General features: G+C 71.8%; 11 protein-coding genes. 4 read left to right on the plus strand and 7 right to left on the minus strand.

Translation table 11 applies throughout. The annotated features are described in order from the left end of the window. Positions 1-24: 24 nt before the first annotated feature. Positions 25-1,860 (minus strand): serine/threonine-protein kinase, encoded by a 1,836-nt coding sequence (locus PV682_RS24500; protein WP_319733404.1) that lies wholly within the window; start codon positions 1,858-1,860, stop codon positions 25-27. 347 nt (positions 1,861-2,207) lie between these two features. Here PV682_RS24500 and PV682_RS24505 point away from each other — a divergent pair, with 347 nt between their 5' ends. Continuing rightward, positions 2,208-3,248 (plus strand): serine hydrolase domain-containing protein, encoded by a 1,041-nt coding sequence (locus PV682_RS24505; protein ID WP_319733332.1) that lies wholly within the window; start codon positions 2,208-2,210, stop codon positions 3,246-3,248. Between the two features lie 180 nt (positions 3,249-3,428). Here the strand turns inward: PV682_RS24505 and PV682_RS24510 are convergent, their stop codons facing one another. Further along, entirely contained in the window at positions 3,429-5,135 is a 1,707-nt protein-coding gene (locus PV682_RS24510; RefSeq protein ID WP_319733334.1) for a glycerol-3-phosphate dehydrogenase/oxidase, read from the minus strand. Between the two features lie 222 nt (positions 5,136-5,357). Between PV682_RS24510 and PV682_RS24515 the strand changes: the two genes are divergently transcribed. After that, on the plus strand, positions 5,358-6,557 hold the full coding sequence (locus tag PV682_RS24515; RefSeq protein WP_319733336.1) for a nucleotide sugar dehydrogenase: 1,200 nt from the start codon (positions 5,358-5,360) through the stop codon (positions 6,555-6,557). A gap of 661 nt (positions 6,558-7,218) precedes the next feature. Here PV682_RS24515 and PV682_RS24520 read toward each other — a convergent pair. The 4 genes from PV682_RS24520 to PV682_RS24535 all read right to left on the minus strand — a co-directional run bounded on the left by PV682_RS24520 (position 7,219) and on the right by PV682_RS24535 (position 11,715). Then, positions 7,219-8,343 (minus strand): GuaB3 family IMP dehydrogenase-related protein, encoded by a 1,125-nt coding sequence (locus tag PV682_RS24520; RefSeq protein WP_319733338.1) that lies wholly within the window; start codon positions 8,341-8,343, stop codon positions 7,219-7,221. A 117-nt stretch (positions 8,344-8,460) separates the two neighbouring features. Beyond that, entirely contained in the window at positions 8,461-9,963 is a 1,503-nt protein-coding gene (gene guaB, locus PV682_RS24525; RefSeq protein WP_319733340.1) for an IMP dehydrogenase, read from the minus strand. Between the two features lie 205 nt (positions 9,964-10,168). Further along, on the minus strand, positions 10,169-10,756 hold the full coding sequence (locus PV682_RS24530; protein WP_010351757.1) for a sigma-70 family RNA polymerase sigma factor: 588 nt from the start codon (positions 10,754-10,756) through the stop codon (positions 10,169-10,171). A gap of 347 nt (positions 10,757-11,103) precedes the next feature. Continuing rightward, the gene (locus tag PV682_RS24535) at positions 11,104-11,715 is read right to left on the minus strand and encodes a response regulator transcription factor (protein WP_003948568.1); all 612 of its coding nucleotides are present in this window, start codon (positions 11,713-11,715) and stop codon (positions 11,104-11,106) included. Positions 11,716-12,092: 377 nt separating this feature from the next. Here PV682_RS24535 and PV682_RS24540 point away from each other — a divergent pair, with 377 nt between their 5' ends. Beyond that, positions 12,093-12,419, plus strand: a complete 327-nt coding sequence (locus PV682_RS24540; protein WP_055720344.1) for a WhiB family transcriptional regulator — start codon at positions 12,093-12,095, stop codon at positions 12,417-12,419. 83 nt (positions 12,420-12,502) lie between these two features. Here the strand turns inward: PV682_RS24540 and PV682_RS24545 are convergent, their stop codons facing one another. Next, positions 12,503-13,414 (minus strand): LysR family transcriptional regulator, encoded by a 912-nt coding sequence (locus PV682_RS24545; RefSeq protein ID WP_319733343.1) that lies wholly within the window; start codon positions 13,412-13,414, stop codon positions 12,503-12,505. Positions 13,415-13,506: 92 nt separating this feature from the next. Here PV682_RS24545 and PV682_RS24550 point away from each other — a divergent pair, with 92 nt between their 5' ends. Then, complete coding sequence (locus PV682_RS24550) at positions 13,507-14,175, plus strand: MOSC domain-containing protein (RefSeq protein WP_319733345.1); 669 nt, start codon at positions 13,507-13,509, stop codon at positions 14,173-14,175. Positions 14,176-14,282 lie beyond the last annotated feature (107 nt).

The raw sequence follows: 14,282 nt of genomic DNA on the forward strand, positions 1-14,282 counted from the left end.
ACGGGCCGCCCGGAAGCGTCCGTCTCACTTCTTGGGCCGGAAGCTCTCCGTCAGCGCCGTCCAGGTGGACTTCCGCAGCTCACCGTCCCAGTCGGCGGCCTTCGCCGTGTACATGAGCGCGTACCCCTGGTCGTCGTCGACGACGAAGCCCCGGTCGATCGTCCGGTACGAGGTACCGCTCTCCGTGTAGGTGAACTCCCAGTCGGCCGTGTTCCAGCCCCGGTAGTCCACCGCCTCTATTCGGATCTTGCGGTACTGCGCGCGCAGCATGGACTTCTCCTGGGCCGTCCAGTCCGCGACGGGGTTGTCCTTGGGCGTGCTGGTCCAGGCGACGAGCAGCTTCTGCCCGTCCGGCCCGGTGAACCGGTCCCCGGCGGAGCTCGCGGTGCTGAACTTCCATCCGGCGGGCAGCCCGATCGCGTACCCCTGGCCGCCCTTGTGCGTCGTCACGGCCGCGCTGTCCGCCGACGGCGACACCTGCGTGCCGGCGCCGCCGGTGGGCGCCGTCTGGCCGGCCGGGGTGGAGGCGCCGGGCTCGGCGGACCGGCCGGCCGCACCGTCCGTGCGCGTGCCGCCCGACTGGTCCTCCTTGGTGCCGGCGCTCTCGCTCGCGACGGTCCGCTTGCCGCCCTCCGCGCCCGAGTCGTCGGCGCCGCCGTCCCCGCTGAGGCTGACCGCGAGGACCGTGCCGATCACGGCGAGGACCACGACCACCGCGATGATCACCAGCGTCCGCTTCGGCACCACGTCCGTCAGCGGCGCCCGCTGCACCGGCCGCGCGGGCAGGTCCGGCGGTGTCATGACGGGCCAGCCCGAACTGCGCCCGGCCGCGGGGGCGTTCGCCGGCGCGGGACCGCTGACCGCCGCCGACCCGGCGTGCCCGGCCGCGGGGGCCCCGGCCGGGACGGCGGCCTTGCGCGGCTTCTCCGCCTGCTTCGTGGCCTGCTCCGGGGGTGCCACCATCGGCACGGCCTGCGTCACGTCCAGCGGCGGCGGCTCCTCGGCCTCGGGCGCGTAGACGACCTTCTCCAGCAGCCTGCGCGCGCCCGCGTCGTCGAGGCGCCGCACGGGGTCCTTGGTGAGCAGCCCGTAGATGACGTCCCGGAGGGGGCCCGCGTTCTTCGGCTCCTCCAGCGGCTCGGTCATCACCGCCGTGAGCGTCGCGATCGCCGAGCCCTTGTCGTACGGCGGGGCGCCCTCGACCGCCGCGTACAGCAGGCCGCCCAGCGACCAGAGGTCCGCCGCGGGGCCGGGCTTGTGGCCCCGCGCGCGCTCGGGGGCGATGTACGAGGGGGCGCCGACGAGCATTCCCGTCGAGGTGATCGACGGGTCGCCCTCGACCTGCGCGATGCCGAAGTCGGTGAGCACGACCCGGCCGTCCTCGGCGATCAGCACGTTCGACGGCTTCACGTCCCGGTGCAGGATGCCCGCGCGGTGCGCCGCCCGCAGCACGTCGAGGATCGCGAGCCCGACCTCGGCCGCGCGCCGGGGCTTCAGCAGGCCGTCCTCACGGATGACCTCCGCGAGCGAGCGCCCCTCGACCAGCTCCATGACGATCCACGGCCGGTCGTCCTCGTCGACCACGTCGAAGACGGTCACCGCGCTGTTGTTGCGGATCTTCGCGATCGCCTTGGCCTCGCGCAGCGTGCGCGTGATGAGCCGGCGCTTCTCCTCCTCGTCGATGCTCGACGGGAACCTCAGCTCCTTGACGGCGACGGTCCGCCCGAGCGTCTCGTCCTCCGCGCGCCACACCGTCCCCATGCCGCCGCGGCCGAGTACGCCTCCCAGCCGGTACCGCCCGGCGAGGAGACGTGCGCTCTTGTCCTGACGGGATGTCCCCGCCCGCTCCGCCTCCGACATGCGTCCCCTCATGCAACCCGCCCTGACAGAGCCTCCATTGTCCCCTACCCGCCAAGTGCCCGACGCCCAGACCCCCCTCTCCTCGCGCCCCTCCTCCTCACATTCCGGCCAATAGGTACACCGCCGTTCAGCCATCCCCGCCTCCCTCCTTCGGTCCAGCCCTCCGTCACCCCGCCACGCCCGCCCGGACATTCACCGCACCACCGCCCGAAGTGACCGAACCACCCGTCGCCCGGGGCCAGTTGCCCCCGACCGTCACGTCAACCCCACGCCTCCCCCCTGTCTGTCACACCTCGCCCTCATCTCCGGCCTGCATCATGACCCCCACCCACCCGAGGAGGACCGCGATGCCGCCGCGCCGGAGCCTGCTGGTCGTGGCCGTCGCCCTGCTCCTGCTGGAACTCGCGGCGGCCGGCTCGCGGGCCACCGTGAACCCGTCTCCGGAGTCACTGCTCCCCCTGCTGGTCTTCCGGGGGAAGGCCCCGGCCGCCGCCCTGCTGGCACGGACACCGGACGGCAGCCGGTACGCCTCCGCCGGGGCCGGGATCTCCCCGGACGACCACTTCCGGGCCGGCAGCGTCACCAAGACCTTCGTGGCCACCGTGGTGCTCCAACTGGCCGCGGAACACCGGCTGTCGCTGTCCGCCCCGGTGGAGCGGTACCTGCCGGGACTGGTGCGGGGAGCCGGCAACGACGGCCGCGCGCTGACCCTGCGCTCCCTGCTCACCCACACCAGCGGCCTGTACGACTTCACCCGGACCACCCGGGGGACCGTCCCGCTCACCGCTCTCCAGGCCGTTCGTCTGGCCCTCACCCACCCTCCGGCCGACCGAGGCCGCTTCTCCTACTCCAACACCAACTACGTCCTGCTCGGCCTGGTCGTCGAACAGGTCACCGGCCGCTCCTACGCCGCCGAGGCCGAGCGCCGGATCATCACTCCCCTGCGTCTGACGGGCACCTCCTTCCCCGGCTCCCGTACGTCCCTTCCCGCACCGCACGGCCGCGCTTTCGCGAGCGACGGTTCCGACGTCACCGATCTCGACCCCCGCGTCGCGGGCGCCGCCGGCGAGCTGGTGACCACACTCGCCGACCTCGACCGCTTCTACGCGGCGCTGCTCTCCGGCCGCCTCCTGCCCCCGCCCTGGCTGGGCGAGATGCTCGACACCCGCGCCGCACACGGCTCGTACGGCCTGGGCCTGTTCCCCGCGAGGCTGCCCTGCGGTGTCACGGTGTGGGGCCACGACGGCCGCATCCCCGGCAGCTACGTCCGCACCGCCGCGACGCCTGACGGCCGCCACGTCCTCACGTTCCGCGTGAACACCACGACGCTGGCGACCCCCGACCTCGAACCGGCCTTGCTCGCTGCCGAGTTCTGCCCGCGTCACTAGGAGAACGGCGGGCCTCAGAGCAAAGATCCCAGCGTGGGGTCACTCATTCGAGTGACGTCACCCATGGCGCCCCAAAGGGGCGCGGGGCTGTACCGATATGCGGCTCCGCCGCGCGGGCGCGACCAGCCACAACGATCCCGCAGCCGCCGACCGCCAGAACGCGGCACCCCCGTAGGCACCTCAGAGCGGAACGATGTCCGGCGCCCCCAACCTCGCCGCATCCGCCGTCAGATCGTCCGGCTGCCGCTGAGACTCCCGCTCCGCCTCCACCCGCTTCTCGTAGTGCTGGACCTCCCGCTCGACCTGCCCCTCGTCCCACCCGAGAACCGGCGCCATCAGCGAAGCGACCTCGCGGGCACACCGCGTCCCCCGGTCGAACGTCTCGATGGAGATCCGGGTCCGCCGGGTCAGCACATCGTCCAGATGCCGGGCCCCTTCATGCGAGGCGGCGTACACGACCTCGGCCCGCAGATAGTCATCAGCCCCCTGAAGCGGCTCCCCGAGCGAGGGATCCCCGGCGATGAGGTCCAGCACCTCCTGCGCCAACGCGCCGAACCGATTCAGCAGATGCTCGACCCGCACGACGTGCAGCCCGGCCCGCGCGGCGATCCGCGCACGCCCGTTCCACAGCGCCCGGTACCCCTCGGCGCCGAGCAGCGGCACGTCCTCGGTGACACACGCGGCGACCCGCTGGTCGAGCCCGTGGACGGCCTCGTCGACCGCGTCCTTGGCCATCACCCGGTACGTCGTGTACTTGCCGCCCGCGACGACGACGAGCCCCGGCACCGGATGCGCGACGGTGTGCTCGCGCGACAGCTTGCTGGTCGCGTCCGACTCGCCGGCCAGCAGGGGCCGCAGCCCCGCGTAGACGCCCTCGACGTCGTCGCGGGTGAGCGGCGTCGCGAGGACCGAGTTGACGTGCTCCAGGAGGTAGTCGATGTCGGCGCTGGACGCGGCCGGGTGCGCCTTGTCGAGGTCCCAGTCGGTGTCGGTCGTCCCGACGATCCAGTGCCGCCCCCAGGGGATGACGAACAGCACGGACTTCTCGGTGCGCAGGATCAGCCCGGTCGAGGAGTTGATGCGGTCGCGCGGCACGACGAGGTGGATGCCCTTGGACGCCCGGACGTGGAACTGCCCGCGCGAGCCGACCATCGCCTGCGTGTCGTCGGTCCACACCCCGGTCGCGTTGACGATCTGCCGGGCCCGGATCTCGTACTCCCCGCCCGCCTCGACGTCCTGCACGCGCGCGCCGACGACCCGCTCCCCCTCCCGCAGGAACCCGGTCACCCGCGCGCGGTTGGCGACCTTCGCGCCGTACGAGGCGGCCGTGCGCACCAGGGTGGCGACGAAGCGGGCGTCGTCCATCTGGGCGTCGTAGTACTGGAGCGCGCCGACGAGGGCGTCCTTGCGCAACGCGGGGGCGACGCGCAGGGCGTGGCGGTGGCTCAGGTGGCGGTGCAGGGGCAGGCCCCGGCCGTGGCCCCGGGCCATCGACATCGCGTCGTAGAGGGCGACGCCCGAGCCCGCGTACAGCCGCTCCCAGCCCTTGTGCTGGAGCGGGTAGAGGAACGGCACCGGTTTGACCAGGTGCGGTGCGAGGCGCTCCAGGAGGAGGCCGCGCTCCTTGAGGGCCTCGCGGACGAGGGCGAAGTCGAGCATCTCCAGGTAGCGCAGGCCGCCGTGGATGAGCTTGCTGGAGCGGCTGGAGGTGCCCGACGCCCAGTCGCGGGCCTCGACCAGGCCGGTGGACAGGCCCCGGGTGACGGCGTCGAGGGCCGTGCCCGCGCCGACCACCCCGGCTCCGACGACCAGGATGTCGAGTTCGTGCTCGGCCATGTCCGCCAGTGACTCGGCCCGCTGGACCGGTCCCAGTGTCGCTGTCCTCACCGTCGCCTCCCGCCGTCGATCACCTTGCCCTCGCTCAAAGTCTGACCGCCTTGTCCGCGTCAGGCCACACCTGTGGACAACACGCCCGACCAATCCCGCATAACGGTCATATTTACTCCTAGTCTGACATTGCGCTCGCCCGTCCAGTCCACAGGGCTTGCGCACCCGCCCCGCTTCGGTTAACCCCACCGTTCTCGGTGACTGGGAAGGACGGCCCACCCCATGCCCGCAGATCTCGCCGTCATCGGACTCGGCCCCCTCGGCCTCCCCCTGGCCCAGGCCGCGGTCGCCGCAGGCATCCCCACCATCGGCTACCGCACCGGCCCGGAACCCGGCTCCCTCACCCCCGCCGAACTGCGCCGCATGCTCGCCGGGGGCTTCCGCGTCGTCACCGACCCCGCCGAACTCGGCCGCGTCCGCACGGCGGTGATCTGCGCGCCCACCCCGCGCGACGCGGACGGCGGCCTGGACCTCGGCGCGGTGGAGTCGGCCGCCCGCACCCTCGCCGGGCACCTGCGCCCGCACACCACCGTCATCCTCGAATCACCCGTGCACCCCGGGACGACCGAGGACTTCCTGCGCCCCCTCCTGGAAGAGACCTCGGGCCTGCGCGCGGGACGCGACTTCCACCTCGCGCACTCCCCCAGCCGCGTCGACCCCGGCAACCGCGCCTTCACCCCGGCCAACACCCCCAAGGTCATCGGCGGCCTCACGCCCGCGTGCACGGAGTCCGCCGCCGCGTTCTACGGCCGCCTCACCGACAAGGTCGTCCGCGCGCGCGGGCTGCGTGAAGCGGAGACCGTGCAGCTCCTGGAGACCAACTTCCGGCACGTCAACATCGCCCTCGTCAACGAAATGGCGATCCTCTGCCACCGTCTGGGCGTCGACCTCTGGGACGTCATCCGCTGCGCCGAGACCAAGCCGTTCGGCTTCCAGGCGTTCCGCCCGGGCCCCGGCGTCGGCGGCCACTCCGTCCCCCTCGACCACCCCGGCGGCCCCCTGCGCATGGTCGAACTCGCCCAGCAGGTCAACACCCGCATGCCCCGCTACGTCGTCCAGCGCGCCGCCGCCCTCCTGAACGAACACGGCAAATCAGCGCGCGGCGCCCGCGTCCTCCTCCTGGGCGTCACCTACAAGGCGGACCTCGCCGACCGCCAGAACACCCCCGCCCACGAGATCGCCGTCCGCCTCATGGAGCTGGGCGCCTCGATCAGCTACCACGACCCCCACGTCCCCTCCTGGAACGTCCTCGACCGCCCCGTCCCCCGCGCCGACTCCCTCTACGAGTCCGCCGCCGACGCCGACCTGACGATCCTGCTCCAGCAGCATCGGACGTATGACCTCCAGGGGTTGTCAGTAAAGGCGCAGCTGCTGCTGGACACGCGGGGGGCGACGCCTACGGGGGCGGCGCATCGGTTGTGAAAGGGGGCGCGCGGGAGGAGCGCACTTCTGGGGTTGGTGGCGCGAGGCAGGCAGGGGCCAGTACCTTGGAGGCAGGCGGGGTCAGCCGTAGAGGGCACTGAGGCAGACTCGTGGATGGGCTACGGAGTGTCCGCCCCTGGGTTTCGCAGGGACGGCCATTCACCATCACGCCTAAAGGTGGGAGCCCACCACAGCCGGATACTGCGGCAGGCTCCCGGATGGTTCATGGGTGTTCCGCCCCTAGGTTACTTGGGGGCGGCCACTCACCATCCAAACAGCCGCAAGATCCACCTCCTCTTGAACTGGACCATCCGAAGACGGACCTTGTCCCAGCGGGTGGGCTTGCGATGGCGTCCCATGGGCGCCCCCTTCCACGACGCCGCCCGATAGCCCGGTAGAGCGGCTCGTCTGGAATCGGGCCGGGCCCCGAGGGGACGGGGTCCGGATCAAGTCCTTGGAAGGGGGCGCTACCAGAAAACCTGGGCGCCACGAGAAGGACGCTATCGCCCGACGATCAGCAGAAACCTTCCCTCAAACCCCGTTCACCACCGCACGCCCCCCACCTCACCTCGCGCGCCCCCACCAAAAGCCTCAAGAAAAACGAAAAGGAGCCGATCACCGCACCCGCGGCAACCGGCCCCTTCAAGCGTCGTACGACCGACTACCGCCGATCCTGCGAATCCGCGACCACGACCTCGACCCGCTGGAATTCCTTCAGCTCGCTGTACCCGGTCGTCGCCATGGCCCTGCGCAGCGCGCCGAAGAAGTTCATGGACCCGTCGGGCGTGTGGGACGGCCCGGTGAGGACCTCCTCGACGGTGCCGACGGTCCCGAGGTCGACCTTCTTGCCGCGCGGCAGCTCCTCGTTGACGGCCTCCATGCCCCAGTGGTGCCCCTTGCCGGGCGCGTCGGTGGCGCGCGCGAGCGGGGAGCCCATCATGACGGCGTCGGCGCCGCAGGCGATCGCCTTGGGCAGGTCGCCGGACGAGCCGACCCCGCCGTCGGCGATGACGTGGACGTACCGCCCGCCGGACTCGTCCATGTAGTCCCGGCGCGCGGCGGCGACGTCCGCGACGGCGGTGGCCATCGGGACGCGGATGCCGAGCACGTTGCGCGTGGTGTGCGCCGCGCCGCCGCCGAAGCCGACGAGGACGCCCGCCGCGCCCGTGCGCATGAGGTGCAGCGCGGCCGTGTACGTCGCGCAGCCGCCGACGATCACGGGGACGTCGAGTTCGTAGATGAACTGCTTGAGGTTGAGCGGTTCGTGCGACCCGGAGACGTGCTCGGCGGAGACCGTCGTGCCCCGGATGACGAAGATGTCGACGCCCGCGTCGACGACGGCCTTGGAGAACTGGGCCGTGCGCTGCGGGGAGAGCGCGGCGGCGGTGACCACGCCCGCGTCGCGCACCTCCTTGATGCGGCGGCCGATCAGCTCTTCCTTGATCGGCGCGGCGTAGATCTCCTGGAGGCGGCGCGTGGCCTGCTCGGAGGGCAGCTCGGTGACCTCGTCGAGCAGCGGCTGCGGGTCCTCGTAGCGCGTCCAGAGCCCTTCGAGGTTGAGGACGCCGAGGCCGCCCAGCTCGCCGATGCGGATCGCGGTGGCCGGGGAGACGACCGAGTCCATGGGGGCGGCCAGGAAGGGCAGCTCGAAGCGGTAGGCGTCGATCTGCCAGGCGATCGAGACCTCCTTCGGGTCCCGCGTACGGCGGCTGGGGACGACGGCGATGTCGTCGAAGGCGTACGCCCGCCGCCCGCGCTTGCCGCGCCCGATCTCGATCTCAGTCACGTCTGTGGCCTTTCCCTGTTGCGTTGCAGCGCCTCCCAGTATCCCCGACGGGTATGACAAAGGCGGCCCCGGAGTTCCCGGGACCGCCTTTGTCGGGCTTCACGCGCGCGTGGAGCTTTACTTGCGGCTGTAGTTCGGCGCCTCGACGGTCATCTGGATGTCGTGCGGGTGCGACTCCTTCAGACCGGCCGAGGTGATCCGTACGAAGCGGCCCTTGGACTCCATCTCGTCGATGGTGGCGGCACCCACGTAGCCCATGGTCTGGCGCAGGCCGCCGACGAGCTGGTGCAGGACGCTGGAGAGCGGGCCCCGGTAGGGCACCTGGCCCTCGATGCCCTCGGGGACGAGCTTGTCGTCGGAGGCGACCTCGGCCTGGAAGTAGCGGTCCTTGGAGTACGACTTGCCCTGGCCGCGCGACTGCATGGCGCCGAGCGAGCCCATGCCCCGGTAGGACTTGAACTGCTTGCCGTTGATGAACTGGAGCTCGCCCGGGGACTCCTCGCAGCCCGCGAGGAGCGAGCCCAGCATGACGGTGTCGGCGCCGGCGGCGAGGGCCTTGCCGATGTCGCCGGAGTACTGGAGGCCGCCGTCGCCGATGAGCGGGATGCCTGCCGCGCGGGCGGCGAGGGACGCCTCGTAGATGGCGGTGACCTGCGGGACACCGATACCGGCGACCACGCGCGTGGTGCAGATCGAGCCGGGTCCGACGCCGACCTTGATGCCGTCGACACCGGCGTCGATGAGGGCCTGTGCGCCGTCGCGGGTGGCGACGTTGCCGCCGATGACGTCGACGTTCACGCTGGACTTGATCTTCGCCATCCAGCTCAGGGCGTTGCTGTTGTGGCCGTGGGAGGTGTCGACGACCAGGAAGTCCACGCCGGCCTCGGCGAGCGCCTGGGCGCGCTCCAGGGCCTCGGGGGAGGCGCCCACGGCGGCGCCGACGATGAGGCGGCCGTCGGCGTCCTTGGCGGCGTTCGGGTACTTCTCCGCCTTGACGAAGTCCTTGACGGTGATGAGGCCCTTGAGGACGCCCGCGTCGTCGACGAGGGGCAGCTTCTCGATCTTGTGGCGGCGCAGGAGTTCCATCGCGTCGCCGCCGGAGATGCCGACGTGGCCGGTGACCAGCGGCATCGGGGTCATGACCTCGCGGACCTGGCGGGCGCGGTCGCTCTCGAAGGCCATGTCGCGGTTGGTGACGATGCCCAGGAGCTTGCCGGCGGGGTCGGTGACCGGGACGCCGCTGATGCGGAACTTCGCGCACAGGGCGTCGGCCTCGGCGAGGGTCGCCTCCGGGTTGACCGTGATCGGGTCGGAGACCATGCCGGACTCGGAGCGCTTCACGAGGTCGACCTGGTTGACCTGGTCCTCGACGGACAGGTTGCGGTGCAGCACGCCGACGCCGCCGAGGCGGGCCATGGCGATGGCCATGCGGGACTCGGTGACCTTGTCCATGGCGGCCGACAGCAGGGGGATGTTCACCCGGACGTTGCGGGACACGCGGGACGAGGTGTCGACCGCGTTCGGGAGGACCTCGGAGGCTCCCGGCAGCAGCAGCACGTCGTCGTAGGTCAACCCGAGAGTCGCGAACTTGCCGGGCACTCCGTCGACGTTGGCAGTCATGACACCTTCCCCAAATGGCCTTGATCGGTGCGGATGTCCATGCTAACGGGAAGCAGGGGCCGCAAATTCCACGGTACGAGGTGACCTCGGGCTTCGTATGTTCGTACGGAACGGAGGGGCGCCCTGTTCAGCCGGGGCACCGTCCGCGCGCGGGCGCCGCTCGACAGGTAAGGGGCGTCGCCCTGGAGCACGCCCCTTACCGTCGTCACTGTTCCGCCAGCGCCCGCAGCCTGCTGAGCGCGCGGTGCTGGGCCACCCGGACCGCGCCGGGCGACATGCCGAGCATCTGTCCGGTCTCCTCCGCCGTCAGCCCCACGGCGATCCGCAGCAGGAGCAGTTCGCGCTGGTTCTCGGGGAGGTTGGCGAGGAGTTTCTTGGCCCAGGCGGCGTCGCTGCTGAGCAGGGCGCGCTCCTCGGGGCCGAGGGAGTCGTCGGGCCGCTCCGGCATCTCGTCCGAGGGGACGGCCGTGGAGCCGGGGTGGCGCATGGCGGCACGCTGGAGGTCGGCGACCTTGTGGGCGGCGATGGCGAAGACGAACGCCTCGAAGGGGCGCCCGGTGTCCCGGTAGCGCGGCAGGGCGAGGAGGACGGCCACGCAGACCTCCTGCGCGAGGTCCTCCACGAAGTGCCGCGCGTCCCCGGGCAGGCGCGACAGGCGCGTACGGCAGTAGCGCAGGGCCAGGGGGTGGACGTGGGCGAGCAGGTCGTGGGTCGCCTGCTCGTCGCCGTCCACCGCGCGATGGACGAGGGAGCCGATCGTTCCCTGGGCACGGACCGCCTCGTCATCACGCATCGGTCCATGGTGCACCGAGGCCGTCTCGTCCGTGGCGCCGTGTCCTTCGTTGTGCACCGAAGCGTTATGAGCAGGTGCGCCGGAACTCATACCCCGCGCCCTCCCCTCCCGCTCGGCCGACTCGTCCCCGAGGAACTCCACACCTCAAGCATGCGGCATCCCCGCCGAAACGAGCAGCGCGCCTCCGGAAGGCCGACCCGGGTGACCGGCGTCCGCGGGCTCCCACCACCCCACCCACCAGCGGAGAGTGAGGAGACGACAGCCGCCGCGAACGCACTGGGAATGTGTCCAAGATGACTCCCGGGACGGGGTTCCCGCGCGGGTGTCCGGCACCGTCGGCGCGGCTCTCAGCGGACGAGCCCCCACCGGAACCCGAGGGCCACCGCGTGCGCCCGGTCGGACGCGCCCAGCTTCTTGAACAGCCGGCGCGCGTGCGTCTTGACGGTGTCCTCGGACAGGAACAGCTCGCGCCCGATCTCCGCGTTGGACCGCCCGTGGCTCATCCCTTCGAGCACCTGGATCTCGCGCGCGGTGAGCGTCGGCGCGGCGCCCATCTCGGCGGACCTGAGCCGGCGCGGGGCGAGCCGCCAGGTCGGGTCGGCGAGGGCCTGCGTGACGGTCGCGCGCAGTTCCGCGCGGGACGCGTCCTTGTGCAGGTAGCCGCGGGCCCCGGCGGCGACCGCGAGGGCCACGCCGTCCAGGTCCTCGGCGACGGTGAGCATGATGATGCGCGCACCGGGGTCGGCGGACAGCAGCCGCCGTACGGTCTCGACGCCGCCCAGGCCGGGCATGCGTACGTCCATCAGGATCAGGTCCGAGCGGTCCGCGCCCCAGCGGCGGAGGACTTCCTCGCCGTTGGCCGCGGTCGTCACGCGCTCGACGCCGGGCACGGTCGCGACCGCGCGGCGCAGCGCCTCTCGGGCAAGCGGGGAGTCGTCGCAGACGAGGACGGATGTCATGGCCGCCCTCCGCAGCTGATGCGCGTCACCTTGTGCCTCCAGGCTGGTACGTATTCACCTGTGCGGTCGACCGGCTCGGACATCTGCCCGAGCTTTTGTGTTTTCAACCGCCTCCGCACTCTCAACGACGGTCACTCGAAAGAGTTACGGGGCTGCGTAGCCTCTTCGGCACTCTACGTGAGGGTGCTCGGACGGTGGAGACGGCGCAACGGACCCTCGCCGTTTCATCACAACCAGTGCCCCATTTAGACCCATTTCTTCCCTTGAGGTGGTGTCTAGGGCTAGATTCCCAATGAGTCATATTTTCATCTCCTTAGATCGTAGTTGTACGGTCGTGGGCACCGTATCCGCTCAGCACGGCTACAAGGGGTCACGTAATGGCAGATTTCTCCCGCCTTCCCGGACCGAACGCGGACCTGTGGGACTGGCAGCTCCTCGCTGCCTGCCGCGGGGTCGACAGCTCGCTCTTCTTCCACCCTGAGGGCGAGCGCGGGGCAGCCAGGAGCGCTCGCGAGAACTCGGCCAAGGAGGTCTGCATGAGGTGTCCGGTCCGCGCGCAGTGCGCGGCGCACGCACTGGCGGTGCGTGAGCCGTACGGCGTGTGGGGCGGACTGACCGAGGACGAGCGCGAGGAACTGATGGGGCGGGCACGAGGCCGCCTCGTCACGGCGTCGGTCGAGACGGCCGCCGTTTCGAACACATGAAGGAACGTTTCTCCTAGCAGAAGGGCCACCACCGGAAGGGGCACCGCCTGAGGCCGGGGCACGCACACGCGCGCCCCGGCCTCTCACTGCCGTACGGCGGCCCGCTCCAGCTCCGCCAGCGTCGCCGCCACCGCGGGCACGCGCGCGAGGTCGGGCAGCGTGAGGGCGACGACCTCGCGCCGGACGGCCGGCTCCAGCACCAGCGTGCGCACACCGCGCGGGCGTACGGACTCCAGGGCCAGCCGGGGCAGTACGGCGACCCCGAGCCCCGCCGCGACCAGGCCGACGACCGCCGGATGGTCGTCGGTCGCGAAGTCGATGCGCGGGGTGAACCCGGCGCCCTCGCACACCTCGACCAGCTGACGCCGGCAGCGCGGACAGCCCGCGATCCAGGGCTCGCGCGCGAGATCGGCGATCCCGACGGCCGCCGCGCGCGCGAGGGGATGCCGTTCGGGCACGAGGGCGACGAGCCGGTCGGTCAGCAGGGGCCGTACGACGAGGTCGGCCCACTCTTCGGCGTCGGCCGCCGTGCCTCGGGGGCTCTCGTACCGGAAGGCGAGCGCCACGTCGCAGTCGCCCTCGCGCAGGAGGGTGACCGAGCGCGGGGGTTCGGCCTCCTCCAGGAAGACGCGGGTGCCGGGGTGGGCGGCGCGCAGGGCGGCCAGCGCGGTGGGGACGAGGGTCGAACTGGTGCTGGGGAAGGAGACCAGGCGGACCCGGCCGGCGCGCAGGCCCGCGATCGCGGCGATCTCCTCCTCGGCGGCCGTCAGCCCGGCGAGGATGCCGGACGCGTGCCGCACCAGGGCCTCGCCCGCCTCGGTGAGGCGCATCTCGCGGCCTCCGCGCACCAGCAGCGGGGTGCCGACGGAGGTCTCCAGCGCCTTCATCTGCTGGCTGACGGCCGGCTGGGTGCAGCCGAGTTCGCGCCCCGCGGCGGAGAAGGAGCCGGTGGTGGCGACGGCGCGCAGAACACGCAGATGGCGGGCCTCTATCACGGGGCGAGCATAGCCGTGGCCATAAGTAGCTCTTGGGTATGACAGCCCAAAGTATGTCGACTCTTTGAGGGCTGCTCGATTACGGTGCGTACATGAAGATTCTGTCCGTGAACCTGGGGCGGCTGGCGGCCGTGCCGTACACCGATCAGCCGCAGGGCCTGACCGGGATCGACAAGCGCCCGGTGGCGGGGCCGGTGCGGGTGTCGGCGCCGGGGGCGAAGGGGACCGGCGGGAGCGGGCTCGCCGGGGACGAGATCGCGGACCTGCGCCACCACGGCGGGGACGACCAGGCGGTGTACGCGGTCGCGCGGGAGGATCTCGACGCCTGGGAGCGCGCGCTGGGCCGGCCGCTGGCCTCCGGGGTGTTCGGGGAGAACCTCACGACCGAGGGGGTGGACGTGTCGGGGGCGCTGATCGGGGAGCGGTGGCGTGTCGGCGCGGAGGTGGTCCTGGAGGTCACGTCCGGGCGGATCCCCTGCCGCACCTTCCAGGGCCATGTGGGCGAGCCGCAGTGGGTCAAGCGGTTCACGCGCGAGGCGGCGCCGGGGGCCTATCTGCGGGTGATCGAGCCGGGTGAGATCCGCGCGGGCGACCCGGTGGAGATCGTGCGCCGGCCGGGGCACGACGTGACGGTGGCGGTCGGGTTCCGCGCGGTCACCACCGAGCGGGAGCTGCTGCCGCGGCTGCTGGCGGCGGGCGAGGCGCTGCATCCGGAGTGGAGGGCGCAGGCGCTGAAGTACGTGGAGAGGAACGGCGGCTGAAACGACGTCAGGGGCGTTTTGTCCAGGGCGGCCGAGGGAGTGTCACCGAGCCGTTGCCGAGGGGTTCTCAGCCCTCGGGAAAGCCCCTGGGGCATACGGACGCGCGC

The sequence above is a fragment of the Streptomyces niveiscabiei genome, assembly GCF_033794345.1.
Lineage (GTDB): Bacteria > Actinomycetota > Actinomycetes > Streptomycetales > Streptomycetaceae > Streptomyces > Streptomyces niveiscabiei.

Bases quoted from the DNA above. Each gene is read 5' to 3' on its own strand.
- PV682_RS24500 (WP_319733404.1), bottom strand. From the start codon at position 1,860: ATGTCGGAGGCGGAGCGGGCGGGGACATCCCGTCAGGACAAGAGCGCA.
- PV682_RS24505 (WP_319733332.1), top strand. From the start codon at position 2,208: ATGCCGCCGCGCCGGAGCCTGCTGGTCGTGGCCGTCGCCCTGCTCCTG.
- PV682_RS24515 (WP_319733336.1), top strand. From the start codon at position 5,358: ATGCCCGCAGATCTCGCCGTCATCGGACTCGGCCCCCTCGGCCTCCCC.
- guaB (WP_319733340.1), bottom strand. From the start codon at position 9,963: ATGACTGCCAACGTCGACGGAGTGCCCGGCAAGTTCGCGACTCTCGGG.
- PV682_RS24530 (WP_010351757.1), bottom strand. From the start codon at position 10,756: ATGCGTGATGACGAGGCGGTCCGTGCCCAGGGAACGATCGGCTCCCTC.
- PV682_RS24535 (WP_003948568.1), bottom strand. From the start codon at position 11,715: ATGACATCCGTCCTCGTCTGCGACGACTCCCCGCTTGCCCGAGAGGCG.
- PV682_RS24540 (WP_055720344.1), top strand. From the start codon at position 12,093: ATGGCAGATTTCTCCCGCCTTCCCGGACCGAACGCGGACCTGTGGGAC.
- PV682_RS24550 (WP_319733345.1), top strand. From the start codon at position 13,507: ATGAAGATTCTGTCCGTGAACCTGGGGCGGCTGGCGGCCGTGCCGTAC.